We start from the raw sequence: 23,701 nt of genomic DNA, 5'->3' as shown, positions 1-23,701 counted from the left end.
TATGAAAACGCAACCCCGGGCCGTTGGTCCGGGGTTTTTCTTTGCCGCGAGTGGGTGTGACCGATCCCGCGCAGGGAACCTCACCTTCTGCCTGGCGTTAGCAAAACGGTCCGTCGGCAAACACGGTCCGCTGTTCACCAAGCTTTCACAAGGCGGATTTATGAGCTTGCGCTTATCCGCCCGCGAACCGATGATGGCGGTATTGGCAAATATGTATATTGTCCGGCGCGCCGGGAATTTTTTAGTTGGAAAGGTTTTGTTGTGAACGCACATTCTCGAAAGATCACGCCGGTTCTTCTTGCAGGCGGGGCGGGATCGCGGCTTTGGCCGGTATCGCGTGATCAGTTACCCAAGCAGTTCCAGCCGCTGGTCGGCAATCTTTCGACCTATCAGCAGACATTGACTCGGGTGGGTGACAAGACGCTTTATTCCGAGCCGCTGGTGATCACCAACGAGGATTTCCGCTTCTTCGCCCGCCGCCAGGCGGAAGAGATCGATCTGCCAGCAACGGTGGTTCTCGAGCCCGCCCGCCGCGACAGCGCCGCCGCCATGGCCGCCGCCGCCGTGCTGGCTGAACGTCGTGAGCCCGGATGTCTGGTGCTGGCGCTTGCCGCCGACCATGTGGTTCTCGATGCCGACAAGTTCTCCGAGGCCGTGAAGCTTGGCGCGAAAGCCGCCGATCAGGGCAACATCGTCGTCTTCGGTCTGGTGCCGACCGAGCCGCGCACTTCCTACGGCTATATCAAGCCGGGTGAGGCGATCGATGGCGAAGAAGATTTGAGCACCGTCGATGCCTTCGTGGAAAAGCCGGATGTGAAGACGGCGATTTCCTATCTGGAAAAAGGTTATCTCTGGAACTCCGGCAACTTCCTGTTCCGCTCCGACGTGATGATCGCCGAACTCAAGGCCTTCGCGCCGGAGATTCTTGCGGCGGTGACCCAAGCCGTTGAGCAATATGAAAGCGACCTTGGCTTCGTGCGCCTGCATCAGGCAAGTTTCGAGGCCTCGCCGAAAAACTCCATCGACTATGCGGTGATCGAAAAGACCAAACGCATGGCAGTGGTGCACGGCCATTTCCGCTGGTCGGATATTGGCAGCTGGGATGCCATCTGGGAAATCGCCGAAAAGCACGACAATGACAATGCGCTCGAAGGCGATGGCGTCTTCATCGATTCCGAGGGTTGCCTGATCCATTCCACGCAATTGCTGACGACGGTGGTGGGCGCAAAGGATCTGGTGGTGGTGGCCACCAAGGATGCGGTTCTGGTGGTGCCGAAAAACCGGGTGCAGGATGTGAAAGGCCTGGTGGAGAGGCTGAAGGATGGCGAACATGCGCCGCGCACGCAATCTCACAAGCGGGTCTATCGTCCATGGGGTTACATCGAACACATGTATGTCGACGAGCGCTACCGCGTGGGCCACATCACGGTCGATCCTGGCCACCGCATCTCGTTCCAGAAACATTACCACCGCTCGGAACACTGGATCATCGTCAAGGGCACCGCGACGGTGACGATCGGCGAGGAAACCCGGCTGCTGACGGAAAACCAGTCGGTCTATATCCCTATCGGCCAGCCGCACCGGCTTGCCAATGAGGGGCAGATTCCGCTGGAACTGGTGGAAATCCAGACCGGCGCCTATATCGGCGAGGATGATGTCATCCGCATCGAGGATGATTATAAGAGACAGTAGGATCGTGCGTGCCGACGCCGCATCCTAGAGCCGAGACGGGCCGCAGCCCGTCTCGCCATTTCACCTGCTCAGGTGGCCAGCGCATTCACGCAATGGGCGAAGGCATGGGAGAGCATCGCCGCCTCCAGTCCCCGACGCCAGAAAAGCCACCCGAACAACACGCCCGGGATAAAATTGGCGATCAGGATTGCGACGATCAGCGAAGGTTGCGGATCGGTTGTAATGGCAAACAATAAGGGCAGGTGGCCCGTCGCGAAAAGGGCTGCCGCAACCAGGATGGCGGCCCACAGCATAGCAGGACGTAGCTGGCCCCTTCCCGCCATGCGCCAGAGCGCCCATGCGAAAAATGACATCAAGCCCCATCGGGTCAGAAGCTCTTCCGTTATTCCACCGTAGAGAATTCGCGTCGCCAGCGGAACGGGAAAAGCGGTCATTATCGCCTTGGTCGTAGCATCCGTAACCGCAGACAGAATTACTGTCGAATAGGCAATCATCAGCAGGCCGACGGCAAGACCCGCCGACAATGCGGGCAACGCCTGTCTCCGCAACACTGCGCGCAAGCTGCCTCCTTGCACCAAAGCATCAATTAGCGGCGTGCCAAGCCCGACTCTTCCCGCCAAGGCCTGACCGATCGCCACTGCCGCAATGGTCAGGATTGCCGGCTGGATGAGCATCAGCAGCCTTATCTGAAAGGATAGCTGCTGTCCCGGTGCAAGCTGCTCAAACGTTGCAAGCAAAAGCGATGCGACACCCGTCAATCCGGTGATCAAAAGAATGTGCCAACGTTTCATTGTCGCTTTCACCTGTTTGTCCCTTGGGGTTGGCGGTTAAGGCCGGAGCCTAGTTCCGAAACCTTGTAAAACGCCTGCATTACCTGTGGGTTACGTTGTTGAATCCCGCTTGCTGCCCGGCCATCCGGTGTGGTCCGCGGTTGGCTGAAACACCTCCGGGAGCGCTTTTGAGAATCGTATCTAAGGCGGTTGCCTAATCAAAAATCTTCGCATACGTTCCAACTGCAACGTTTCAGTGAGGGAGGAGACTCATGCGAATGCGTGTTATTTCTGCGGCCTTTTTGGCCAGTGTAATGATTCCGGCGGGCATGGCGGGGGCCACGGATCTTGAGGTGACCCACTGGTGGACATCGGGCGGCGAAGCTGCCGCCGTCGCCGAACTTGCCAAGGCCTTCGATGCTACCGGCAATAAATGGGTGGATGGCGCCATCGCCGGTTCTGGCGGCACAGCCCGCCCGATCATGATCAGCCGCATCACCGGCGGCGACCCGATGGGCGCCACCCAGTTCAACCACGGCCGACAGGCGGAAGAGCTGGTGCAGGCCGGCCTGATGCGCGACCTGAGCGACGTTGCCGAAAAGGGCAAGTGGAAAGACGTCATCAAGCCCGCAAGCCTGCTCGACAGCTGCACCATCGACGGCAAGATCTATTGCGCCCCGGTCAACATTCATTCCTGGCAATGGCTGTGGCTTTCCAACGAAGCCTTTAAGAAAGCGGGTGTCGAGGTTCCGAAGAACTGGACGGAGTTCGTTGCAGCCGCGCCGGCGCTGAAAAAAGCCGGTATCCAGCCGCTCGCGCTTGGCGGGCAGGCATGGCAGGCCAACGGCCTGTTCGACACGCTGACGCTCTCGATCGGCGGCAAGGACCTCTATCAGAAGGTCTATGGCGACAAGGATGCCGAAGCGGCGGCCGGTCCTGATATGGCGAAGATCTTCGCAGCGGCTGTCGCAGCACGCGAGATGGCCAAGGGGACCAATGTTCAGGACTGGAACCAGGCCACCAACATGGTCATAACGGGCAAGGCTGGCGGCCAGATCATGGGCGACTGGGCGCAGGGTGAATTCCAGCTTGCCAACCAGAAGGCTGGCACAGATTACACCTGCCTGCCGGGTCTCGGCCTCAGCGACTATATCACCACCGGCGGTGACGCCTTTTATTTCCCGTTGCTGAAAGACGAGGCGAAATCCAAGGCGCAGGACGTTCTGGCTGAAACCATCGTCGATCCGAAAACCCAGGTCGCCTTCAACCTCAAGAAAGGTTCGCTGCCGATCCGCGGCGATGTCGACCTCAATGCCGCCAACGACTGCATGAAGAAGGGTCTGGAAATTCTGGCCAAGGGCAATGCTCTGACCAGCACCGACCAGCTGATTTCCGCCGATACGCAGAAACAGAAGGAAGACCTGATGGCGGAATTCTTCGCGGGCTCAATGTCGGCGGAAGATGGGCAGAAGCGCTTCGCAGGCATTATCGGTTCGGCTGACTGACCGTGATCTCCGGACGGGGAGCGGTTCGCCGTTCCCCGATCAATGACGACCGTACAGTACGCGCCGGTACAAGCGATCTTGATGTTCTGTACTGATCAACTGCAACGTTACAGGAGGGTCATGCATGGCGGGTAAAGCGCGCTCCGGCCGCCCCAACCAGCTTTTCCGCAATCTCAATTCGAAGATTGCCTCCATTCCGATGATATTGACCGCCGTCGTGATCTTTCTCGGCGGAACCGTCTGGACGGTGATCTATTCCTTCACCAATTCCAAGCTTCTGCCGCGTGCGACCTTCATCGGTTTCGACCAGTATGAACGGCTCTGGGCAGCACCACGCTGGATCGTTTCCATCCAGAATCTGGCGATCTACGGCATTCTGTCGCTGATCTTCAGCCTCGTCATCGGCTTCGTGCTGGCGGCGCTGATGGATCAGAAAATCCGCTTTGAAAACACCTTCCGCACGATCTTCCTTTATCCCTTCGCTTTGTCTTTCATTGTCACCGGCCTTGTCTGGCAATGGCTGCTCAACCCGGAATTCGGCATCCAGTCCGTGGTTCGTTCGCTCGGTTGGGAAAGCTTCACTTTCGATCCGCTCTATAATTCGCAGATTGTCATTTACGGCATCCTGATCGCCGCACTCTGGCAGGGCACGGGGCTCGTCATGTGCCTGATGCTGGCCGGTCTTCGCGGTATCGACGAGGACATCTGGAAGGCGACGCGCGTTGACGGCATTCCGATGTGGAAGACCTATATTCTCATCATCATTCCCATGATGCGTCCGGTCTTCATCACCACGCTGGTCATCATCGCGAGCGGCATCGTCAAGGTCTACGATCTGGTGGTGGCGCAGACGAGCGGCGGCCCGGGCATCGCGTCCGAAGTGCCGGCGAAATATGTCTATGACTACATGTTCCAGGCACAGAACCTGGGGCAGGGTTTCGCCGCCTCGACAATGATGCTTCTGACCGTCGCCATCATCGTCATTCCATGGGCCTACCTCGAATTCGGAGGCAAGAAGCGTGGCTAATATCAGCACATTGAACACAGTCGCCGCCGCCACCGATGCGGTCGCAAGCGACCTTTCCGGCCCGCGCGGCAGGAAGCCGAGAAAAACCTTTTCCCGCCGCAACATCATTCTTTACGGCACGCTGTTCGTGGCCGCCGCCTATTACCTGTTGCCGCTTTACGTCATGGTCGTCACCTCGCTAAAGGGCATGCCGGAAATCCGTCTCGGCAACATCTTCGCACCGCCGGTGGAAATCACCTTCGAGCCGTGGGTGAAGGCTTGGGCCAATGCCTGCACGGGCTTGAACTGCGACGGGCTTTCACGCGGCTTCTGGAATTCGGTGCGCATCCTCGTGCCTTCGGTGGTGATCTCAATCGTCGTCGCTTCCGTCAGCGGCTACGCCATGGCCAACTGGAAGTTCAAGGGATCGGAGCTGTTCTTCTCCATCCTCATCATCGGCGCTTTCATCCCCTATCAGGTGATGATCTATCCGATCGTCATCGTGCTGCGCGAAATGGGCGTTTATGGAACGCTGACCGGCCTCGTCATCGTGCACACCATCTTCGGCATGCCGATCCTGACGCTGCTGTTCCGGAATTATTTCGCCTCGCTGCCGGAGGAGCTGTTCAAGGCGGCGCGCATCGACGGCGCCAATTTCTGGCAGATCTATTTCCGCATCATGCTGCCCATGTCGTTGCCGATCTTCGTCGTGGCGATGATCCTGCAGGTTACCGGCATCTGGAACGACTTCCTGTTCGGCGTGGTGTTCACGCGGCCGGAATATTACCCGATGACGGTGCAGCTCAATAACATCGTCAACTCCGTGCAGGGGGTGAAGGAATACAACGTCAACATGGCCGCCACGCTTCTGACGGGTGCCGTGCCGCTGATCGTTTATTTCGTCTCCGGCAGGCTTTTCGTCCGCGGCATTGCTGCCGGCGCAGTAAAAGGTTGAGCTATATGAATAAAAGCGTTTCCATCCGCGATCTTTCCCTGTCCTTCGGTGCCGTTACCGTCCTGAAGGACCTCAATCTCGATATTTATGACGGCGAATTCCTCGTGTTGCTCGGCTCTTCCGGCTGTGGCAAGTCGACCCTTCTCAATTGCATCGCCGGCCTTCTGGAGCCGACCGATGGGCAAATCTTCATCAAGGACCGCAACGTTACCTGGGAAGAGCCGAAGGATCGCGGCATCGGCATGGTGTTTCAATCCTATGCGCTCTATCCACAGATGACTGTCGAAAAGAACCTGTCCTTCGGCCTTCAGGTCGCCAAGGTACCGAAAGAGGAGATTGACCGCCGCGTCAAAAGGGCGGCCGGCATACTCCAGATCGAGCCGCTGCTGAAGCGCAAGCCTGCCGAGCTCTCCGGCGGCCAGCGCCAGCGCGTGGCGATCGGCCGGGCGCTGGTGCGCGACGTGGATGTGTTCCTGTTCGATGAGCCGCTCTCCAACCTCGACGCCAAGCTGCGTTCGGAACTTCGCGTCGAAATCAAGCGGCTGCACCAGGCGCTGAAGAACACCATGATCTACGTAACGCATGACCAGATCGAGGCGCTGACGCTGGCGGACCGCATCGCCATCATGAAAAGCGGCGTCATCCAGCAGCTAGCCGATCCCGTCACCATCTACAACAAGCCGAGAAACCTCTTCGTCGCCGGCTTTATCGGTTCGCCCTCGATGAATTTCCTGCGTGGCGAATTGATCGAGAAAGACGGCAATGTGGTCTTCACCACCAACGGCGTCACCTTTTCGCTGGACGGTTATCAGCCGGAGACGCCGCTTGCCGCCGGCCGCGCGGTGGTTCTGGGCGTTCGCCCCGAACATGTGCGCGTCGATGCCGATATCGTCAGCGGCGAGGTGCATGAGGCAGTGGTCGATATCGAGGAGCCGATGGGCGCCGACAATCTGATCTGGCTGAAACATGCCGGCCATACACTTTCCGTGCGCGTTGGCGGCCACAGGCGGTTTTCGCCGGGCACCAAGGTCCGCCTCGGCCTCGACCTGACGATGGCCTCGCTGTTCGACGCTGAGAGCGAGGAGCGGCTTTAGACGCTGCAACTTATCCCCCACACCCTTTCCCAAGACCCAGCATCTCTATGGAGGAGACAATGACAGAACTCGGTTTTCAGCTTTACAGCGCCCGCAATTTCCAGCCTTTTTCCGGTATTTTGAAGAAACTTTCGGCCGCCGGTTACAAACAGGTTGAAGGTTATGGCGCCATGTACGCCGCACTGGATGACGCCGGGCTGAAGAGCCTGCGTGCCGAACTGGACGCCAACGGTCTTGCCATGCCGACAGGCCATTTCGGCCTCGACCTTCTTGAGGGCGATCCGAAAAAGGCCCTGAATATCGCCAAGGTTCTCGGCGTGGAGGCGATCTATTGCCCTTACCTGATGCCTGACCAGCGCCCGGCGGATGCGGCCGGATGGTTCGCCTTCGGCAAGCGCCTGCAGGAGGCGGGCAAGCCTTTCGTCGACGCCGGGCTGACCTTCGGCTGGCACAACCACGATTTCGAGTTCAAGGCGCTTGGCGACGGCTCCACCCCGCAGGAGCAGATCCTTGCCGGCGGCCCGGACCTGAAATGGGAGGCGGATATCGCCTGGATTATCAAAGGCAATGCAGATCCGCTCGCCTGGGTCGAAAGCTATGGCAAGCGCATCACCGCCGTGCATGTGAAGGACATCGCGCCATCGGGCGAAAACACGGATGAGGATGGCTGGGCTGATCTCGGTCATGGTACAGTCGACTGGAAGGGTATTGTCGCCATGCTCAAGGCAAAATCGGCCACGAAACATTTTGTGCTGGAGCACGACAATCCGAAGGATATCGACCGGCTGATCACCCGCTCGATCGCTTCCTTCAAAGCCTATTGAGTTTCAATTTTTCGGAGTTTCGATCATGGCCAGAGATCTTGGCGTCGGCATCATCGGATGCGGCAATATCTCGTCTGCTTATTTCTCGCTGGCACCGCTCTTCAAGGGCATCAAGGTGCTCGCCTGCGCTGACCTCAACCGCAATGCGGCGGAGCTGAAGGCAGAAGAATTCGGCGTTACCGCGCAGTCCATCGAAGAACTGCTCGCCAACAGGGACATCGATGTGGTGGTAAACCTCACCATTCCCGCCGCGCATTTTCCGGTGTCGAAAGCCGCACTTGAGGCGGGCAAACACGTCTATTCAGAAAAGCCGCTGGTGCTTTCGCTGGAAGAAGGCGAGGAATTGCGGCGCATCGCCCGGGAGAAGAAGCTTTCCGTCGGCTGCGCGCCGGATACTTTCCTTGGCGGCGCGCATCAGCTTGCCCGGCAATATATCGATGAGGGCAAGGTCGGGCGCATCACCTCCGGCACCTGCCATGTGATGAGCCCCGGCATGGAAATGTGGCACCCCAATCCGGGCTTCTTCTTCCTGAAGGGCGGCGGGCCGATCCTCGATCTCGGTCCCTACTACATCGCCAATCTCATCAACCTCATCGGTCCGGTGAAGCGCGTCGGTGCGTTGACCAGCATGGCGAACCCCACCCGTACGGTGACCAGCCAGCCGCTGAACGGCGAGATCATCCCGGTTGAAACACCGACCAATATCCATGCCCTGCTGGAATTCGTGAACGGCGCGACGATCACGCTTTCGGCAAGCTGGGATGTCTGGTCGCATCGCCACGCCAATATGGAGCTCTATGGCACGGAAGGCTCGATCTACGTGCCGGACCCGAACTTCTTCGGCGGTGTGGTGGAAGCAAGCGGGCGCGACAAGGGTATCCAGCCGCTTGAAGACTGGGCGCATCCCTTCGGCATCGCCAATCAGGAGAGCCCGAATGGACCGCGCGCCAATTATCGCACCGCAGGCCTTGCCGATATGGCAATCGCCATTCTGGAGGGTCGCGATGCCCGCTGCTCGCTGGATCGCTCCCTGCACGGCATCGATGTGATGACCTCGATCCTCAAATCCGGGGAAGAAGGGCGCTTCATCGAGATGAGAACGACCTGCACCCAGCCGGCAGCGCTCGGTATCGAGGAGGCGCAGGCGCTGCTGCGCTGAGCGCACAGCCAATGAAAAAAGGCCCGGCGCACTGCCAGTTCGCCGGGCCTTTTCCGCTCTGCCATTTAGTGGCGAGCGTCGCGTGTTCATTCGACTTCACAGCCCGATAAAAAGATCCAGCCAGCGCGCAACGGTCCTGACCATCCAGATCAGGAACACGAACGAAGCTATGCCGGTGGCGGTGACGAGCGCTGCAGAAGCGACGAGGAGGCCGGTTGTGAGATTGCGCCTGAACCGATGACGTTTTGGCTCGAGTGCCCTATCCATGGCGGAGAGCGGCGATCAGCCCGCGAATGGTGAGCGTGATATAAAGCATGCCCGCCATCGCCATCAGGACGCCGGTGCCAAGAGAGCTGAGATTGCTCAGCGAAAACAGAATCTTATCAGCCGCCATCATTGACACAACCCTTCAAGAACAGTGAATTCGTCATCGTTCTAGATCGCGCCGGTTTCCGGCATATGTCCCGATTGTTTCTGCGGCGGGGCGATTTCGTGATGGAGCGGATTTCCCGCGAATTCGGCAAAGCCCTTCACAAATCCCGCGCTTTGGTTTAAAGCCGCGCCGTAATCCGGTCGCAGCCCACCCGGTCAAAACAAGGGATCCCAACTTATGAAAACCATCGTCATCTGCTCCGGCGGATTGGACTCCGTTTCGCTTGCGCATAAAATCGCGGCGGAACAAGAACTTCTCGCTCTCGTCTCCTTCGATTATGGTCAGCGCCACAAGAAGGAACTGGATTTCGCCGCCGATTGCGCAAGGCGTCTCGGTGTGCCGCATCATGTCATCGATATCCGCACCATCGGTGCGCATCTCACTGGCTCGGCGCTGACGGACGACATTGCGGTGCCGGACGGACATTATGCGGAGGAGACCATGCGCTCCACCGTGGTGCCGAACCGCAACGCCATCATGCTCACCATCGCCTTCGGGCTTGCCGCAGCACAACAGGCGGATGCGGTGGCGATTGCCGTGCATGGCGGCGACCATTTCATCTATCCCGATTGCCGGCCGGGCTTCATCGACAGCTTCAACGCCATGCAGGCACATGCGCTGGAAGGTTATGCCAACGTCAAGCTTTTCGCGCCCTATGTGACGGTCTCCAAAGCGGCGATCGTCACCGACGGCGTGAAATACGGCACGCCGTTTGGGGAAACATGGTCCTGTTACAAGGGCGGCTTTCGCCATTGCGGCCGCTGCGGCACCTGCGTGGAACGGCGCGAGGCCTTTCATCTGGCCGGCGTTACCGATCCGACCGACTATGAAGACCCGGATTTCTGGGTGGCGGCCACCCATGCCTATGCGGCGCAGGAGGTGCGCTGATGTTCCGCATCACCAAGGAATTTCACTTTTCCGCCTCGCACCAGCTGAAAAGCCTGCCCGCCGACCACCAGTGCAACCGTCTGCACGGGCATAATTACATCGTCGAGGTCGAACTATCAGGTGAGGAGCTGAACGAGCACGGTTTCGTGCGCGACTATCACGAGCTTGCACCGCTGAAGCGCTATATCGACGATCATTTCGACCATCGCCATCTGAACGACGTTCTCGGCCATGACCGGGTGACGGCGGAATGCCTGGCCAAGCATTTTTATGACTGGTGCAAGGATCGCCTGCCGGAAACCAGCGCCGTGCGGGTCAGCGAAACCGCCAAGACCTGGGCGGAATACCGGCCATGACGGCGGCTGCGCACAAGATTGCAGCGAAGGAAACCACGATCCGCATCAGCGAAATCTTCGGGCCGACCATTCAGGGCGAAGGCGTGCTGATCGGTCTGCCGACCGTTTTTGTGCGCACAGGCGGCTGCGATTACCGCTGCTCCTGGTGCGATACGCTGCATGCCGTTGACAGCGAGTATCGCGACACGTGGAAACCGATGCCGGTCGAGGCGATCTGGCAGGAGGTGCGGCGGTTTTCCGGCGGCGTGCCGCTGACAGTCTCGCTCTCAGGCGGCAATCCGGCCATCCAGCCGCTCGGGGCCTTGATCGCGAAGGGGCAAAGCGAGGGCTATCGTTTCGCGCTGGAAACGCAGGGCAGCATCGCGAAAGACTGGTTCGCAGATCTCGACCATCTGGTGCTGAGCCCCAAACCGCCATCGAGCGGTATGGAAACGGACTGGCAGGCATTCGAAAACTGTCTTGCCGCAGCCGGCGAGAGACCGCAGGTGGCGCTGAAGATCGTGGTCTTCGATGATGCGGATTATGCCTATGCCAAGATGGCATCCACGCGTTTTCCGCATCTGCCCGTCTATCTCCAGCCCGGCAACCACACTCCGCCGCCGCCGGATGATGACGATGCGCGTGTGGATACCGAAGGGGTGATGGACCGGATGTTGTGGCTGGTGGACAAGGTTAGCAAAGATCGCTGGTTTTCAGCCCGGGTGCTGCCGCAGCTGCATGTGTTATTGTGGGGGAATAAGCGCGGGGTTTGAGGAAATTGTAAGTTCCCTCCGTCATGCCGGACTTGATCCGGCATCCAGCCACGGCGCGTCTGCGCCGTGAAAAGAGTCTTTTACGATCAAAGACTTGATCGCGCTGGACCCCGGATCAAGTCCGGGGTGACGGAGAGCGAGGAGCGCCCTTTGCAGCAATCCATGCGGCGGCTTGCGCCGCCGCACTTTCGCAAATCAAGCCGAAACGGCCAGCTCGCGCCTCTCCCGATCCGCGATGATCGACAGATCGAGCACCTTCTGCAGATTAGCCGCATGACGGAAATCCGGATCGGCGGGGCCGCCTTCCATCACTGCCTTGGCGAATTTTTCGTAGTTCGTCGCCACCGGCTCAACATCGATGGTTTTCCAGACAGCCTTCTCCACGTCTTCGCCGATGCAGGCCCGCAGGCTGGAATAATCCGGCGTGTGGATGACTTCGAGCGCGCCCTTGTCGCCATGGATGCGCAGGCGGAGTTCGTTCAGATGACCCGTCGCCCAGCGGCTGGCGTGGATGACGCCCATGGCGCCGTTTTCCAGTTCGGCGGTCATGGTGAAGCTGTCATTGGCGTCGAGATCGTAGACGCCGATCCTGTTGCCCTCATATTTGTCGAAGGTCTTCAGCCGCGTGAAGATGCGCTCCACATCGCTGCCCGCGCCATAGGAAGCGAAGTCGAGAATGTGGATGCCGACATCGCCGAGAACGCCGTTCGAGCCGTGCTTGGTGGAAAGCCGCCACAGCCACTTGCTCTCCGTCATCCAGTCGCCCCAGGCCTTGGAAACGAGCCAGCTCTGGAGATAGGAAGCTTCGAGATGGCGTACCTTGCCGATCTTGCCCGCCAGCACCATTTCGCGTGCCGCCTGCAAGGGGGCGACATTGCGATAGGTGAGGTTGACCATGGCGACGAGGCCAGCCTTCTCGGCCGCATCGGCCATTTCGGCGGCCTTGGCGTAGTTTTCCGCCAGCGGCTTTTCGCAGAAGACGTGCTTGCCCGCCGCCAGCAGCTTCAGGCTGGTCGGATGGTGGATAGCGTCAGGCGTGACGTTCGCCGCCGCGTCGAATTCACCCCAGGCTATGGCGTCATCCAGCGAGGTGAAGGAGAGCGGAATGTTGTGGCGGAGCGCGAAGCCCCGCACCACCACATCGTCCACATCCACCGCAGCCACCAGTTCGACACCGGGGATTTGAGAGAAATAGGTGGCATGGTTGTTGGCCATGCCGCCGGTTCCGAGAATGAGAAGTCTCATGGCTTTTTACCTGTAACCTGCTTCGCCTGCCTTGTGCAGCTTGGGGCCGCGTTCCTCGATCGGCTCCAGCGCCTTGTCGACGGGAACATTGGGGGCAGCGTGGATGCTCGTCAGTGCGCCGGCCGGATTATACGCCCATTTCACCGAATTGCTGATGACCTTTTGCACATTGGCGTCGTGATAGGTCGGATAGGTCTCATGGCCCGGGCGGAAATAGAAAATATTGCCCGCGCCGCGACGCCAGGTGAGGCCGGAACGGAAGACTTCACCGCCCTGGAACCAGGAGATGAAGACGGTTTCCAGCGGCTCCGGAACGGAGAACTGCTCGCCATACATTTCTTCGTTTTCCAACTCGAAATGCTCGGGCAGGCCGGCTGCGATCGGGTGGCGCGGATTGATCGTCCACAGACGCTCGCGTTCACCGGCCTCGCGCCATTTCAGTGCGCAGGGCGTGCCCATCAGCCGCTTGAATGGCTTGGAGAAGTGGCCGGAATGCAGGACGATGAGGCCCATGCCTTCCCAGACGCGCTTGGCGACACGCTCGACGATCTCGTCCTGAACCGCGCCGTGGTCCTTGTGGCCCCACCAGACGAGCACGTCGGTCTTGTCCAGACGCTCCTGCGAAAGTCCGTGTTCCGGCTCCTGCAGCGTGGCGGTGGTGGCGTTGATCTCCGGGTTCTTGTTCAGCGCGTCGGCGATGGTGTTGTGCATGCCGTTTGGATAGATCGAACGCACCGTCTCATTGATGTGTTCGTGGATATTTTCGCCCCATACAACGGTGTTGATGGTCATTTTCATGCTCCTCGGTGAAAGCCGGTATCTTGGGTGATCCCCGGCGAAAAGTTGAATGTTCAGGCCGCACCCCGGGCGGGATTGCGGGCGAGTGCCTGGCCTTCGGCATCGAAACGGTGGATCTGTGCCGCATCCGGCACGATGGCGACGCGCTCGCCCGGCTTGCGGCCGGTCACGCCCTCCTCGCGAACGACGATGGGCTCGCCGGCACCAATCTCGACATAGATGTAGCTGTCAGATCCGAGCATTTCCGAATGCACGATCTCTCCGCCCCACCCGTTCTCGCCGGTGGTGATGGTGATGTGTTCGGGGCGGATGCCGATGGTTTTGGCACCTTCCGTCTCGGCATACTTGCCGGCAAGGAAGTTCATCTTCGGCGAGCCGATGAAGCCGGCAACGAAGGTGTTGACCGGGCTTTCGTAAAGCTCCAGCGGTGTGCCGATCTGTTCGACGCGGCCGTCGCGCAACACGCAGATGCGGTCGGCGAGCGTCATGGCCTCCACCTGGTCGTGGGTGACGTAGATCATCGTCGTATCATGCATCTCGCGGTGCAGCTTGGCGATCTCCAGCCGGGTTGCGACACGCAGCGCCGCATCGAGGTTGGAGAGTGGTTCATCGAACAGGAACACCTTCGGGTCGCGCACGATGGCGCGGCCGATGGCGACACGCTGGCGTTGGCCGCCGGAAAGCTGCTTCGGCAGGCGTTCCAGATAGGGCGTGAGCTGCAGCATCTCGGCCGCTGCTTCCACGCGCTTGCGGCGCTGTTCCTTGTCGGCACCTGACAGCTTCATGCCGAAGGCCATGTTCTCGAACACGGTCATATGCGGATAAAGCGCATAGGACTGGAAGACCATGGCGACGCCGCGCTTGGCGGGCGGCAGGCGGTTGACCGTCTCGCTGTCGAAGGAAAGCGTGCCACTGGAAATTTCCTCCAGCCCGCATATGAGGCGCAGAAGCGTGGACTTGCCGCAACCGGAAGGACCGACGAAGACCATGAATTCGCCGGAGCGGATATCCATGTCGATGCCCTTGATAACATCGAAAGCGCCGAAGGATTTGCGAAGATCGCGCAGTTGAATGGTGGTCATTTGGTTTTCTCCTAGCCTTTGACGCCGCCGGCGGTGAGGCCGGAGATGATGCGTCGCTGGAAGATCAGAACGAGGACGACGAGGGGTGCTGTGACGATGACGGACGCGGCCATGATCGTTCCCCAGGGGATTTCGAACTGCGAGCCGCCCGACAGGAGCGCGATGGCGACCGGCACCGTGCGCTGCTCGTTCGATGAGGTGAAGGTGAGCGCGAAGAGGAACTCGTTCCATGCCGCAATGAAGGCGAGAAGCCCTGTCGTGACGAGCGCCGGCCACATCAGCGGCATGAAGACCTGGGTGATGATGACCCATGGCGTCGCACCATCGACGATCGCCGCTTCCTCGATCTCGATCGGCAGGTCGCGCATGAAGGTTGTCAGCACCCACACCGTGAAGGGCAGGGTGAAGATCATGTAAGAGAAAATCAGCGCTAAGGGCGTGTTGAAGATTCCCGCCCAGCGGATCAGTTCGAACAGGCCGGCGAGAACGGCGATCTGCGGGAACATCGAAACCGAGAGGATGGTGAGCAGCAGCAGCGAGCGGCCACGGAAGCGAACCCGAGCCAAGGCATATGACGCCGTCACCGCAAGGAACAGCGACAGTACGACGACTGAAGATGCAACGAACAGCGAATTGCCGAGATTGCGCAGGAACGTGCCGTTGCCGATGACGAAGTTGTAGTTGGTCAGCGAGAATTCACGCGGCCAATAATTGACCTGGAACAGCGCCGAGCCGGATTTAAGACTCGTCAGGATCGCGTAGTAGAACGGGAATACCGAAATCACCATGATGATGGCGACCAGCGCATAGAAGGCGGTGGTTTTCAGGATGCTTGGCAGGGTCATCGCGAAGCTCCATCGGTGTTGACGCGCCCGAGCCACATATAAATCACGGTGATCGAGGCGATGATGAGAAACAGCATGGTGGAGGCGGCGGCGCCATAGGCGAACTTGTCGAAATCGAACAGGTTCTCGCGCGCCAGCACCGACATGGTGCGGGTCTGGGCGTTGTTCGGCGTCAGGATGTAGATGAGGTCGAAGACGCGCATCGCATCCAGCATACGGAAGATGACCGCGACCATGAGCGCCGGGCGGATCATTGGCAAAGTGACGCGGAAGAACACTTTTACGGGATGGATGCCATCCACCTTGGCCGCCTCATACATGTCCTTCGGAACCATCTGCAGGCCGGCGAGGATGAGCAGCGCCATGAATGGCGTCGTCTTCCAGATATCGACGATCAGGACGGCGACCATTGCGGTATCCGGATTGGCGGTCCATGCGATTTTGTGGGAGATCAGCCCGAGACTGAGGAAGAGGTCGTTCAATATGCCGAACTGGTCATTCAGCATCCACGCCCACATCTGCGCCGAGACGATGGTGGGAATGGCCCATGGCACGAGGATGGCGGCGCGGACGAGGCCGCGCCCCTTGAACTCGGCATTCAGCACCAGCGCGACGATGAGGCCGAGCACCGTTTCGAGACTGACGGAAACGACGGTGAATTTCAGCGTGTTGAGAACCGCACCCCACCATGCGGGATCTGCCAGCAGGCCGCGATAGATGGTGCGGCCGCTGCTGAGCGTGATCCAGGTGAGATAGTTCTTGAGGCCGACAAATTGCGCGCCCTCGAGATTGGTGAGGGACGCGTCGGTGAGGCTGAACCAGACGGTGCGCACAAGCGGCCAGCCGGCCACCATCGCAAGCACCAGAAATGTCGGGGCAAGAAACAGCCAGGCGGATTTCAGTCTTTCCGACTGCAGATCGGAGCCGGTGGCAGATGCCACGACCGGTCTTTGAATGGCGGTGTCGTTCATGGGTATATCTCGCGGTTGGGGCGCGGGAAACGATCATGAATGACCATGTCCCGCGCGAGCCGGATTACCAGCCGTTGCCTTTGAGATCGGTCAGTTCAACCTCGAGAAGTTCGAGATTTTCCGCCGCCGTGCCGTTGCCGGAGAGCGTGTTGTGAACAGCGCCCCAGAACTTGGCGGAAACCTCGTTATATTTCACCTTGGCGGAGGCGGATGGGCGAGGAACGGCGGTCTCGAAGATCGGCTTCCATGTCGGCATGAAGGGCTGTGCCTCCGCAACATCCTTGTCGTCGTAAAGCGAAGCGATCGTCGGCATGTTGGAAAGCTGGATCGCACGCATTTTCTGGGTGTCTTTCGACGCCAGGAATTTCACGAGTTGAATGGCGGCTTCCTTGTCGTCGGAATATTTCGAAACGGCAAGGTTCCAGCCGCCGAGTGTCGAAGCGGGCGCTGCACCCTCTTCGCCGGCCGGCAGCGGGGTGACGCCGAACTTGCCCTTGATGGCGCTGTCGGCGCCATTTCCAAGTGCGTAGGCATAGGGCCAGTTGCGCATGAAGACGGAATTGCCGGTTTGCCAGACGCCGCGTGCTTCCTCTTCCTTGTAGGCAAGCACGCCCTGCGGCGCGATGGTGCCGACCCAGCCCTTGGCCGCTTCAATCGCGGCTGCGGCTTTCTCGTTGTTGATGGAGATATCGCCATTGGTCTCGACGATATGGCCGCCGCCGGCGGATGCGATCCATTCCAGCGCGTTGCAGGTCAGGCCTTCATAGGCGCTGCCCTGGAAGACGAAGCCCCAGAGGTCCTTCTGTCCACCCTCGCGCTCCTTGTCCTGAATTTCCTTGGCGGTTTCGCTCAGCTCTTTCCAGGTTTTCGGCGGCTGCTTGCCATATTTTTCCAGAAGGTCCTTGCGGTAGAAGAGGGCGGGTGCGTCGGTAAACATCGGCATGGCGACGAGCTTGCCGTCCACGGTCTGCGATGCCACGATGGAAGGGAAATGATCGCCGATGACATCCTTTGTCGCTTCGGTCAGATCCACGAATTGTTCGGCCAGCTGCGGCGCCCAGATCACGTCTGTCTGGTAGACGTCAACATCCTTGTTGCCGGCCGCAAGCCACAGCCGGTACTGGCTGAATTGCTCGCTGGACGACGAAGGCATCGTGACGAGATTGACCTTGTGGCCGGTCTCTTTCTCAAAGGCGGCGATCCGCTCGCGGAAGAACGCGACGTTCTTGCCTGTGGAATTGGCGGCGATGGAAAGTTCGGCGGCTTGAGCGGAAACGGCTGCAGAAAGTACACTGCCGCACAGGAACAAAGTCTTCATGGAAATATTCATTGTCAAACTCCTCCGTTGACGCTTCCGATCATCCTCAAAATTGAAAGCGCTTTTGACTGATGCGAGGCTCGCAAAAGCCAGGCAGTCTGTCAATACTCTTTCTAATGGTGGGGAAATCGGGTGTTTTGGCGTGGGATTTTAGGGGTTTGCCTTTCAGAATAGTGACCTGTAAGGTTTCAGGTGAAGAAAAATTGAAATCGTTTTCAATTTTTGTCGGCTTGAAAAATCCGCGGCGGCAACGCATGCAGTGGCAAATTGGCAAAAAACATGAAGCTCAAGGAATTCGCAGAAAAGGTCGGGCTGTCGCCCACCACCGTCAGCCGCGCGCTGGGCGGCTATCCCGAGGTGCGCGAGGAAACGCGCCGGCGGGTGATGGAGGCTGCGCTGAAGTACGGCTACCGGCCAAATGCCAATGCTGTCAGGCTGGCGACCGGCAGGGCGGGCGCCATCGGCGTCGTCATGGGCCGTTCGGGCGGCGGGCATTTCTTTTCGGAATTCATGGGCGGAATGGCGACCCGGCTCGAAGGCGAAGAGACCGATATTCTCGTCAGCGTGACCGTTGATAATAATATCGACGAAGAGCTGGCGATTTTCAGCAGGCTTGCTTCGAGCGGGCGTGTGGATGGCATCATCGTGCATTCACCGCGCCCGGAAGACGAACGTATTGAGCTGCTCCACAGGCTTGGCATACCTTTCATCGTGCATGGCCGCTCGAAGACGCCTTTCGAGCATGCCTGGCTCGATATCGACAATCATGATGTGACCTATCGCCCGACGATCCATTTTCTGGAGCGCGGCCACCGTCGCATCGCACTGATCAACGGTCCGACCGGCCGTACTTTTGTGCAGGACCGCGAACAGGGTTTTCGTGATGCGCTGGCGACCCATGGCATCACGCCGGACCCGCGCTTGATGATGAGCGAGCATTTCAGTGAGGAAGCCGCTTTCCGCTTCGCCCGCTCGTTGCTGGAGCAGACGCCACGCCCGACCGCCTTTGTCGCGGGCGCGATGATGACGGCGCAGGGGGTCTATCGCGCCGCAAGCCAGCTGGGTCTGACGATCGGCAAGGACGTCTCCGTCATCGCCCATGACGACGTTTTTCCCTATCTGACGCCACAGAGCATGATGCCGCCGCTTTCCACCACGCGGTCGCCGATGCGCATGGCGGGTATGCGCGTGACGGACCTGCTTTTGCAGATCGTTGGCGGCCGTCCGGTCCGCGAGGTTCAGGAATTGTGGCCTGTCGAACTGATCTTGCGGGAGTCAGTCGGCCCAGCCTGAACTTCTCGCCATAGCTCACTGATTCCACTCCATTTTGTGAACGTCAGTTGAGAGCGTTCGCCTTTCGTCATCTATACGTCGACGCCATCTCATGTATAATCGGAACTGTCATGTTCGTTATGGAACAGGACTTGGGCCGGCGCGTTGAGGGGACGTGTCGAAGGAGGACGATGGATGTTTGAATTTCTAAAACCGCAACAGCAGCCTGTGATCGATGATGTGGAAGCAACCGGCACCTATGCCGATGCGCTTCTCAACGTTCCAAGCCCGGAACTTACCCGTTCAACGGCCCGTGAACATGGCCATGAGGCCCATTCTCGCGACTATTGCGAAAACCGCGATATTTCCCGCAGCGCGCTCGGTTTTGCCTGAGCCACTGCCAAAAGCTCTCCAAAAAAACGGAACGGACCGGCTTTCCCCGCGTTCTCCTTTCACGACCCACCGGGCGGCGCAACCGGACCGAAGGGACCTGACCGGCATTTGACCGATGGGCGAATTGGGTGTTGCGCCGCCTGAAATCGACGGCGCAATGCGTTGTCCCTAAAACGCAGTCCCGATCCGTTCAGGACTAAGAGCGTTGACGCAAGGAGGCCGCAATGCCCGCTGTTCCAGTCGAGCCCTATCCCGAACCGCCGATGCCGGTGCCGCCGCAGCCCGATATTCCACCGGTGCAGGAACCGGAACCCGACCGGTTGCCAGATGAAGCGCCGACACCGAACCCCGACGAAAACGACCAGCCGCCAAAGGTACTATAGTCGTCTAGTCCCGTTCGAATTTCTTGCTGACGAACGACGAACCTTCAAGCCCGAAGCGCCACGGATATTCCTGCGCGCGGCTGATGCCGATGCGTCTGCCGATTTTCACTGAGGCTACTTCTTTCGGCAGGCGGATAAAAAATGGCGGTGCGTCCAGCGGAGCGCCGTCCATGTCTCCGGTAATGGCCAGGGCCTGACACAGCCTGCCGGGACCGGAACAGAGAAGTTTCAGCTTGTCAGTTCCCCGCCGCAGTTTCATCATGTCTATGCCGGTGAGGGGCTCGATGGCACGCAGAAGTACCGCGGAGCCCGGCGCGCAGACGAAGTTGGCGCACCAGTGAATGCCATAGGACCGGTAGACATAAAGATGACCAGCCGGGCCGAACATCGCCCTGTTGCGTGGGGTTTGACCGTTGAAGCTGTGAGATGCCGGATCGTCCGGGTGATAGGCTTCGGTTTCCACGATGATGCCGCCAGCATTGCCAATGCGAAACTCCGCACCGATGAGGGCGCGGGCCACGTCCACCGCATCGCGCAGGAAGAACCTCTCCTGCAATTCCGGGTCAAAGGCCTGATCCATCTGGAACCCCTTCTGCTCCGCCAACGTTGTGAATTCAGGTTTCAGTGTGTTGTTGCATCGGATTACGCCGATGTTTTTTCAAACCGGAGGGCATGTCATGCAACTTTCTACGACCTATGTAAAACGGGATAACGGGGTGATCTCCGTGGAATTTGTCGGCAGCGACGGCGATCAGGTCTCGGTTCGCCTTGCCGACGGCCTGGAGGGTATCGGCGATGCGGAGGCCATCAAACGCGCAAGCGCGGTCATGGTTCAGCTGACGGCATTCGGAACGCGCCAGGGCGCGGATGCATCTTCGCAATTCTCCGCCCTCGGCACGGCGCAGGATGAAGCACCGCGTGGGCAGGCGAGTGCCCGCACATCGAAGGATCGCGACATTCTGGAGGAGGAGCTGGAAGAGGGGCTGGAAGACAGCTTTCCGGCGAGCGACCCCGTCTCGGCGACGGTCACCTCGATCGCGTCGAGAAAAGGAGGGCTGTGACATTGGCCAATGGTAAAGTCGCGCTCGTCACCGGTGCTGGCTCCGGCATCGGTCGGGCCGCCGCCCTTCATCTGGCTGCGGAAGGTTTTTCCGTCGGCCTTCTTGGACGTACCGAATCCGAATTGCAGGCGGTGGAAAATGAGATTTCCGCTGCAACGGGCGCGTCGAAGGTCCTTGTCGCCGATGTGGCGGACGAAACGGCCATGCGACATGCAGTCGCAACGCTTGTGCAAGATTTCGGCCGTCTGGATGTCGTGGTGGCCAATGCCGGCGTCAACGGCGTCTGGGCGCCTATTGACGATCTGAGGCCTTCGGAGTGGGACGATACGATCCGCATCAACCTGCGCGGCACCTATCTCACCGTCCATGCCAGCGTGCCGCATATGAAGGCTGCAGGCGGCGGCTCCATCGTCATCGTTTCTTCCATCAATGGCACCCGTACTTTCACTTCGCCGGGCGCCACAGCCTATTCGGTGACGAAGGCCGGGCAGCTTGCCATGGCCCAGCAATTGGCGCTTGAGCTTGGGCGTCATCGCATCCGTGTCAACGCGGTGTGTCCGGGCGAAATTGAAACGGCAATTGACGAAAATACCGACATACGCGGGCGCGACAAGACCGAGGTGCCGGTGCGTTTTCCGGAGGGCGACATTCCGGTCACAGGCGGGGTTGCAGGGACGAGCGAGGATGTCGCTGCGCTGATCGGTTTTCTGGCATCCGACCGGTCTCGCCACATCACCGGCACGCCGGTATGGATCGATGGCGGGCAGGGGCTCCTTCGGTAACAACAGTTCCATCACAGGCTTGTGTGCGTATGATTAACGAATGGGTAACGTCTGTTCACGAGACTTTGTCCATATGCGAGGTTGCCGCGTTGTGGCCACCTTCGCTAGTTAAGCGTCTGCCGGAAAGGCGGGCAAATCAGGCGGGTAGAACGATCCATGGGCATGAAGGCATTGCTGGATTTCGCGGTTGCGGGGTTGCGGCACAGGGCAAAGGCGGGTGTGAGAATGGCTGCGATCGTTGCGATCGGCAGCACCCTTGCCGCGTGCACTTCCATGGGTCTCGATAGTGTCAAGAAGGACCCGCCGAAGCTGTCGTCCAAGATGATGGCGCAGATGTCCGCCAAGAGCATGCGCCCGGAAAGCCCGGTTCTCGTTCGCATCTTCAAGCAGGAAAGCGAACTTGAGGTCTGGAAGATCGACAAGACCGGAAGTTATGCGCTGCTGAAGACCTATCCGATGTGCCGCTGGTCCGGAAAGCTCGGACCAAAGATGAAAACGGGCGACAGGCAGGCGCCTGAAGGTTTTTATCATGTCTCGGCCGGCATGCTGAACCCCAATTCGCAATATTTCGTCTCCTTCAACCTCGGTTATCCCAACCGGCTGGAATCGGCGCTCGGTTACACCGGTGAAGCGCTGATGGTGCACGGCGCCTGTTCCTCTTCGGGCTGCTATGCCATGACCGATCAGCAGGTTGGCGAGATTTATGCGGTCGTCGCGCGCGCATTGCAGGGCGGTCAGGACCGTTTTCAGGTGCAGGCCTATCCGTTCCGCATGAGCGCCCGCAACATGGTGGCGCATCGGGATGATCCCAACATGCCCTTCTGGAAGACGCTGAAGGAAGGCTACGACTATTTCGAGGTGACGCGCCGGCAGCCAAAGGTATCCGTCTGCGGCAGGCGATATGTCTTCAATAGTGAATTTGCCGAAGGCGAACCTGCCGATCCGCTGGCCGCCTGCCCGCCTGCCATCAACCAGCAGGACCCGCTGGTCGCTTCGAAACTGGCCGAAGAACAACAAAAATTTGCCGCCGCTATGAACGAGGGAACCACAGCTCCCCTCAGTGCGTATGTAGACGGCGGCATGCATCCGAGCTTCCGTGCCATCCTGAAATCCAGTGGCGCCAAGGCCATGGCATCGCAGGTTTCCGGCACGAAGTACCCTATCAGCCGTCCCGAGGCGGCGCTGGCAGATCCCTTTGCCAGTGTGAGATGACGTAAATGAGGTTTTTCAATTGAACGACACGACAACGACCCGGCGGGGTTTCCTGCTTGGAGCAGGTGGACTGGCGCTTGCCGGCCTTGCGGGCTGTAACACCACGGCGCGTGAGGCCAGCCGGCCCGCCGCTCCGGCCGACGACCCGATGTATGCCCTGATGTACGGCCCCAAGCCGGACGAGCAATTTCCGCTGCCGGAAATTCCCTACAAGAGGATCCCGCGCCAGTTCCTGCGGCAGATGGTGGAAAACCCGACCGGCGAGCGCCCCGGCATCATCGTGGTCGATACCGCCAACCATTTCCTCTATCTCACCTATGAGAATAATCAGGCCATGCGTTACGGCGTCGGTCTTGGCCGCGCGGGCTTCGAGTGGTCCGGTCGTGGCGTGATCCAGTACAAGCGGCAATGGCCGCGCTGGACGCCGCCCGATGAGATGGTGGCCCGCCAGCCGGAACTCGAGCCCTATAGCAGCCGCAATGGCGGCATGGAGCCGGGGCTCAAGAATCCGCTCGGTGCGCGTGCGCTCTATATCTTCAAGGACGGCAAGGACACGATCTATCGTCTGCACGGCTCGCCCGAGTGGTGGACGATCGGCAAATCAGTCTCCTCGGGCTGCGTTCGTCTGCTGAACCAGGACATCGTCGATCTCTACAACCGTGTGCCGGATGGTACGCCGATTGTGGTTACGGCGCTTGGACCGGCACAGCAGGGCGTGCCGATCGGTCAGGCAGGCGTACCGGTCGCGCAATATGGCGGCGGTGTGGTTGGTGACGGCCTTTCGCAGCCGATGCAGACCTATTGATAAATGAAGGTTTCCAGCCGCCTGCGATGGCGGCTGGAAATGACGGATGATAAAGATGCATTCGATGCGCTTCTATCCCGATTTTGCCGGCTCGATCTGC

General features: G+C 59.5%; 27 protein-coding genes. 18 read left to right on the top strand and 9 right to left on the bottom strand.

Features of this window, described 5'->3' with window-relative positions; genetic code table 11:
• The first annotated feature begins 1 nt into the window (after window position 1).
• Window positions 2-265 (top strand): hypothetical protein, encoded by a 264-nt coding sequence (locus OK142_RS07580; RefSeq protein WP_137038920.1) that lies wholly within the window; start codon window positions 2-4, stop codon window positions 263-265.
• Window positions 262-1,692: a mannose-1-phosphate guanylyltransferase/mannose-6-phosphate isomerase gene (locus OK142_RS07575; protein ID WP_082185729.1), complete on the top strand. Its 1,431-nt coding sequence runs from the start codon at window positions 262-264 to the stop codon at window positions 1,690-1,692. Before OK142_RS07580 ends, OK142_RS07575 begins: the two co-directional genes overlap by 4 nt.
• Before the next feature lie 68 nt (window positions 1,693-1,760).
• On the opposite strand, the gene OK142_RS07570 is transcribed toward OK142_RS07575, so the two are convergent.
• Window positions 1,761-2,483 carry a CPBP family intramembrane glutamic endopeptidase gene (locus OK142_RS07570; RefSeq protein WP_498681939.1) on the bottom strand — a complete coding sequence of 241 codons (723 nt, stop codon included), beginning with the start codon at window positions 2,481-2,483 and terminating at the stop codon, window positions 1,761-1,763.
• A gap of 251 nt (window positions 2,484-2,734) precedes the next feature.
• On the opposite strand from OK142_RS07570, the gene OK142_RS07565 reads away from it, so the two are divergent.
• The 6 genes from OK142_RS07565 to OK142_RS07540 all read left to right on the top strand — a co-directional run bounded on the left by OK142_RS07565 (window position 2,735) and on the right by OK142_RS07540 (window position 9,005).
• Window positions 2,735-3,967: an ABC transporter substrate-binding protein gene (locus OK142_RS07565; protein WP_498681938.1), complete on the top strand. Its 1,233-nt coding sequence runs from the start codon at window positions 2,735-2,737 to the stop codon at window positions 3,965-3,967.
• A gap of 124 nt (window positions 3,968-4,091) precedes the next feature.
• Window positions 4,092-4,994, top strand: coding sequence for a carbohydrate ABC transporter permease (locus OK142_RS07560; protein WP_003500588.1), 903 nt, complete (start codon window positions 4,092-4,094; stop codon window positions 4,992-4,994).
• Window positions 4,987-5,928 carry a carbohydrate ABC transporter permease gene (locus OK142_RS07555; RefSeq protein WP_082185733.1) on the top strand — a complete coding sequence of 314 codons (942 nt, stop codon included), beginning with the start codon at window positions 4,987-4,989 and terminating at the stop codon, window positions 5,926-5,928. Before OK142_RS07560 ends, OK142_RS07555 begins: the two co-directional genes overlap by 8 nt.
• Window positions 5,929-5,933: 5 nt before the next feature.
• Window positions 5,934-7,022: an ABC transporter ATP-binding protein gene (locus OK142_RS07550; RefSeq protein ID WP_003500593.1), complete on the top strand. Its 1,089-nt coding sequence runs from the start codon at window positions 5,934-5,936 to the stop codon at window positions 7,020-7,022.
• A 59-nt stretch (window positions 7,023-7,081) separates the two neighbouring features.
• A complete protein-coding gene (locus OK142_RS07545; RefSeq protein ID WP_313615843.1) occupies window positions 7,082-7,846 on the top strand; it encodes a sugar phosphate isomerase/epimerase family protein in 765 nt (254 codons plus the stop codon).
• 25 nt (window positions 7,847-7,871) lie between these two features.
• Window positions 7,872-9,005, top strand: a complete 1,134-nt coding sequence (locus tag OK142_RS07540) for a Gfo/Idh/MocA family protein (RefSeq protein ID WP_498681934.1) — start codon at window positions 7,872-7,874, stop codon at window positions 9,003-9,005.
• Between the two features lie 259 nt (window positions 9,006-9,264).
• Here OK142_RS07540 and OK142_RS07535 read toward each other — a convergent pair whose 3' ends face one another.
• Window positions 9,265-9,402: a hypothetical protein gene (locus tag OK142_RS07535; protein ID WP_313610561.1), complete on the bottom strand. Its 138-nt coding sequence runs from the start codon at window positions 9,400-9,402 to the stop codon at window positions 9,265-9,267.
• Between the two features lie 213 nt (window positions 9,403-9,615).
• Between OK142_RS07535 and queC the strand changes: the two genes are divergently transcribed.
• From queC to queE, 3 genes are read left to right on the top strand one after another with little or no spacing between them, the layout of a single operon-like run.
• Window positions 9,616-10,326, top strand: coding sequence for a 7-cyano-7-deazaguanine synthase QueC (gene queC / locus OK142_RS07530; RefSeq protein WP_498681932.1), 711 nt, complete (start codon window positions 9,616-9,618; stop codon window positions 10,324-10,326).
• Window positions 10,326-10,682, top strand: a complete 357-nt coding sequence (gene queD, locus OK142_RS07525; RefSeq protein ID WP_498681930.1) for a 6-carboxytetrahydropterin synthase QueD — start codon at window positions 10,326-10,328, stop codon at window positions 10,680-10,682. The genes queC and queD overlap by 1 nt, the downstream gene beginning before the upstream one ends.
• Window positions 10,679-11,434: a 7-carboxy-7-deazaguanine synthase QueE gene (gene queE, locus OK142_RS07520; protein ID WP_498681929.1), complete on the top strand. Its 756-nt coding sequence runs from the start codon at window positions 10,679-10,681 to the stop codon at window positions 11,432-11,434. The genes queD and queE overlap by 4 nt, the downstream gene beginning before the upstream one ends.
• 195 nt (window positions 11,435-11,629) lie before the next feature.
• On the opposite strand, the gene OK142_RS07515 is transcribed toward queE, so the two are convergent.
• From OK142_RS07515 to OK142_RS07490, 6 genes are all read right to left on the bottom strand, one after another.
• On the bottom strand, window positions 11,630-12,679 hold the full coding sequence (locus tag OK142_RS07515) for a Gfo/Idh/MocA family protein (RefSeq protein ID WP_444759131.1): 1,050 nt from the start codon (window positions 12,677-12,679) through the stop codon (window positions 11,630-11,632).
• A gap of 6 nt (window positions 12,680-12,685) precedes the next feature.
• Window positions 12,686-13,471, bottom strand: coding sequence for a ThuA domain-containing protein (locus OK142_RS07510; RefSeq protein WP_035243554.1), 786 nt, complete (start codon window positions 13,469-13,471; stop codon window positions 12,686-12,688).
• A gap of 59 nt (window positions 13,472-13,530) precedes the next feature.
• Window positions 13,531-14,559 carry an ABC transporter ATP-binding protein gene (locus tag OK142_RS07505; RefSeq protein WP_313614286.1) on the bottom strand — a complete coding sequence of 343 codons (1,029 nt, stop codon included), beginning with the start codon at window positions 14,557-14,559 and terminating at the stop codon, window positions 13,531-13,533.
• A gap of 11 nt (window positions 14,560-14,570) precedes the next feature.
• Window positions 14,571-15,404, bottom strand: coding sequence for a carbohydrate ABC transporter permease (locus tag OK142_RS07500; protein WP_020011894.1), 834 nt, complete (start codon window positions 15,402-15,404; stop codon window positions 14,571-14,573).
• On the bottom strand, window positions 15,401-16,375 hold the full coding sequence (locus tag OK142_RS07495; RefSeq protein WP_498681926.1) for a carbohydrate ABC transporter permease: 975 nt from the start codon (window positions 16,373-16,375) through the stop codon (window positions 15,401-15,403). The genes OK142_RS07500 and OK142_RS07495 overlap by 4 nt, the downstream gene beginning before the upstream one ends.
• A gap of 64 nt (window positions 16,376-16,439) precedes the next feature.
• Complete coding sequence (locus tag OK142_RS07490) at window positions 16,440-17,705, bottom strand: ABC transporter substrate-binding protein (RefSeq protein WP_003500633.1); 1,266 nt, start codon at window positions 17,703-17,705, stop codon at window positions 16,440-16,442.
• Window positions 17,706-17,972: 267 nt separating this feature from the next.
• Between OK142_RS07490 and OK142_RS07485 the strand changes: the two genes are divergently transcribed.
• The 3 genes from OK142_RS07485 to OK142_RS07475 all read left to right on the top strand — a co-directional run bounded on the left by OK142_RS07485 (window position 17,973) and on the right by OK142_RS07475 (window position 19,741).
• Window positions 17,973-18,986, top strand: a complete 1,014-nt coding sequence (locus OK142_RS07485) for a substrate-binding domain-containing protein (RefSeq protein ID WP_082185743.1) — start codon at window positions 17,973-17,975, stop codon at window positions 18,984-18,986.
• Between the two features lie 174 nt (window positions 18,987-19,160).
• Complete coding sequence (locus OK142_RS07480) at window positions 19,161-19,358, top strand: hypothetical protein (RefSeq protein WP_035243556.1); 198 nt, start codon at window positions 19,161-19,163, stop codon at window positions 19,356-19,358.
• Window positions 19,359-19,582: 224 nt separating this feature from the next.
• A complete protein-coding gene (locus tag OK142_RS07475) occupies window positions 19,583-19,741 on the top strand; it encodes a hypothetical protein (RefSeq protein ID WP_082185744.1) in 159 nt (52 codons plus the stop codon).
• A gap of 4 nt (window positions 19,742-19,745) precedes the next feature.
• On the opposite strand, the gene OK142_RS07470 is transcribed toward OK142_RS07475, so the two are convergent.
• Entirely contained in the window at window positions 19,746-20,321 is a 576-nt protein-coding gene (locus tag OK142_RS07470; protein WP_498681925.1) for a DNA-3-methyladenine glycosylase, read from the bottom strand.
• A 97-nt stretch (window positions 20,322-20,418) separates the two neighbouring features.
• On the opposite strand from OK142_RS07470, the gene OK142_RS07465 reads away from it, so the two are divergent.
• From OK142_RS07465 to OK142_RS07450, 4 genes are all read left to right on the top strand, one after another.
• A complete protein-coding gene (locus OK142_RS07465; protein WP_164056769.1) occupies window positions 20,419-20,802 on the top strand; it encodes a hypothetical protein in 384 nt (127 codons plus the stop codon).
• The gene (locus OK142_RS07460) at window positions 20,799-21,584 is read left to right on the top strand and encodes an SDR family oxidoreductase (protein WP_498681923.1); all 786 of its coding nucleotides are present in this window, start codon (window positions 20,799-20,801) and stop codon (window positions 21,582-21,584) included. The genes OK142_RS07465 and OK142_RS07460 overlap by 4 nt, the downstream gene beginning before the upstream one ends.
• 156 nt (window positions 21,585-21,740) lie before the next feature.
• Entirely contained in the window at window positions 21,741-22,796 is a 1,056-nt protein-coding gene (locus OK142_RS07455; RefSeq protein WP_498681920.1) for a L,D-transpeptidase family protein, read from the top strand.
• 19 nt (window positions 22,797-22,815) lie between these two features.
• A complete protein-coding gene (locus tag OK142_RS07450) occupies window positions 22,816-23,601 on the top strand; it encodes a L,D-transpeptidase (RefSeq protein WP_082185746.1) in 786 nt (261 codons plus the stop codon).
• The last annotated feature ends 100 nt before the right edge of the window (window positions 23,602-23,701 follow it).

This window comes from Agrobacterium sp. BT-220-3 (genome assembly GCF_025910175.1).
Taxonomy (GTDB): Bacteria; Pseudomonadota; Alphaproteobacteria; order Rhizobiales; family Rhizobiaceae; genus Agrobacterium; species Agrobacterium oryzihabitans.
The sequence above is the reverse complement of the archived record's forward strand: the minus strand, read 5'-3'. Positions and strand labels throughout refer to the sequence as shown.

What these genes read in the sequence shown, in the direction of transcription:
- OK142_RS07580 (WP_137038920.1), top strand. Translation starts at nt 2, where the DNA reads ATGAAAACGCAACCCCGGGCCGTTGGTCCGGGGTTTTTCTTTGCCGCG.
- OK142_RS07570 (WP_498681939.1), bottom strand. Translation starts at nt 2,483, where the DNA reads ATGAAACGTTGGCACATTCTTTTGATCACCGGATTGACGGGTGTCGCA.
- OK142_RS07565 (WP_498681938.1), top strand. Translation starts at nt 2,735, where the DNA reads ATGCGAATGCGTGTTATTTCTGCGGCCTTTTTGGCCAGTGTAATGATT.
- OK142_RS07560 (WP_003500588.1), top strand. Translation starts at nt 4,092, where the DNA reads ATGGCGGGTAAAGCGCGCTCCGGCCGCCCCAACCAGCTTTTCCGCAAT.
- OK142_RS07550 (WP_003500593.1), top strand. Translation starts at nt 5,934, where the DNA reads ATGAATAAAAGCGTTTCCATCCGCGATCTTTCCCTGTCCTTCGGTGCC.
- OK142_RS07545 (WP_313615843.1), top strand. Translation starts at nt 7,082, where the DNA reads ATGACAGAACTCGGTTTTCAGCTTTACAGCGCCCGCAATTTCCAGCCT.
- OK142_RS07540 (WP_498681934.1), top strand. Translation starts at nt 7,872, where the DNA reads ATGGCCAGAGATCTTGGCGTCGGCATCATCGGATGCGGCAATATCTCG.
- OK142_RS07535 (WP_313610561.1), bottom strand. Translation starts at nt 9,402, where the DNA reads ATGATGGCGGCTGATAAGATTCTGTTTTCGCTGAGCAATCTCAGCTCT.
- queC (WP_498681932.1), top strand. Translation starts at nt 9,616, where the DNA reads ATGAAAACCATCGTCATCTGCTCCGGCGGATTGGACTCCGTTTCGCTT.
- queD (WP_498681930.1), top strand. Translation starts at nt 10,326, where the DNA reads ATGTTCCGCATCACCAAGGAATTTCACTTTTCCGCCTCGCACCAGCTG.
- queE (WP_498681929.1), top strand. Translation starts at nt 10,679, where the DNA reads ATGACGGCGGCTGCGCACAAGATTGCAGCGAAGGAAACCACGATCCGC.
- OK142_RS07515 (WP_444759131.1), bottom strand. Translation starts at nt 12,679, where the DNA reads ATGAGACTTCTCATTCTCGGAACCGGCGGCATGGCCAACAACCATGCC.
- OK142_RS07510 (WP_035243554.1), bottom strand. Translation starts at nt 13,471, where the DNA reads ATGACCATCAACACCGTTGTATGGGGCGAAAATATCCACGAACACATC.
- OK142_RS07505 (WP_313614286.1), bottom strand. Translation starts at nt 14,559, where the DNA reads ATGACCACCATTCAACTGCGCGATCTTCGCAAATCCTTCGGCGCTTTC.
- OK142_RS07500 (WP_020011894.1), bottom strand. Translation starts at nt 15,404, where the DNA reads ATGACCCTGCCAAGCATCCTGAAAACCACCGCCTTCTATGCGCTGGTC.
- OK142_RS07495 (WP_498681926.1), bottom strand. Translation starts at nt 16,375, where the DNA reads ATGAACGACACCGCCATTCAAAGACCGGTCGTGGCATCTGCCACCGGC.
- OK142_RS07490 (WP_003500633.1), bottom strand. Translation starts at nt 17,705, where the DNA reads ATGAATATTTCCATGAAGACTTTGTTCCTGTGCGGCAGTGTACTTTCT.
- OK142_RS07485 (WP_082185743.1), top strand. Translation starts at nt 17,973, where the DNA reads ATGAAGCTCAAGGAATTCGCAGAAAAGGTCGGGCTGTCGCCCACCACC.
- OK142_RS07480 (WP_035243556.1), top strand. Translation starts at nt 19,161, where the DNA reads ATGTTTGAATTTCTAAAACCGCAACAGCAGCCTGTGATCGATGATGTG.
- OK142_RS07475 (WP_082185744.1), top strand. Translation starts at nt 19,583, where the DNA reads ATGCCCGCTGTTCCAGTCGAGCCCTATCCCGAACCGCCGATGCCGGTG.
- OK142_RS07470 (WP_498681925.1), bottom strand. Translation starts at nt 20,321, where the DNA reads ATGGATCAGGCCTTTGACCCGGAATTGCAGGAGAGGTTCTTCCTGCGC.
- OK142_RS07465 (WP_164056769.1), top strand. Translation starts at nt 20,419, where the DNA reads ATGCAACTTTCTACGACCTATGTAAAACGGGATAACGGGGTGATCTCC.
- OK142_RS07455 (WP_498681920.1), top strand. Translation starts at nt 21,741, where the DNA reads ATGGGCATGAAGGCATTGCTGGATTTCGCGGTTGCGGGGTTGCGGCAC.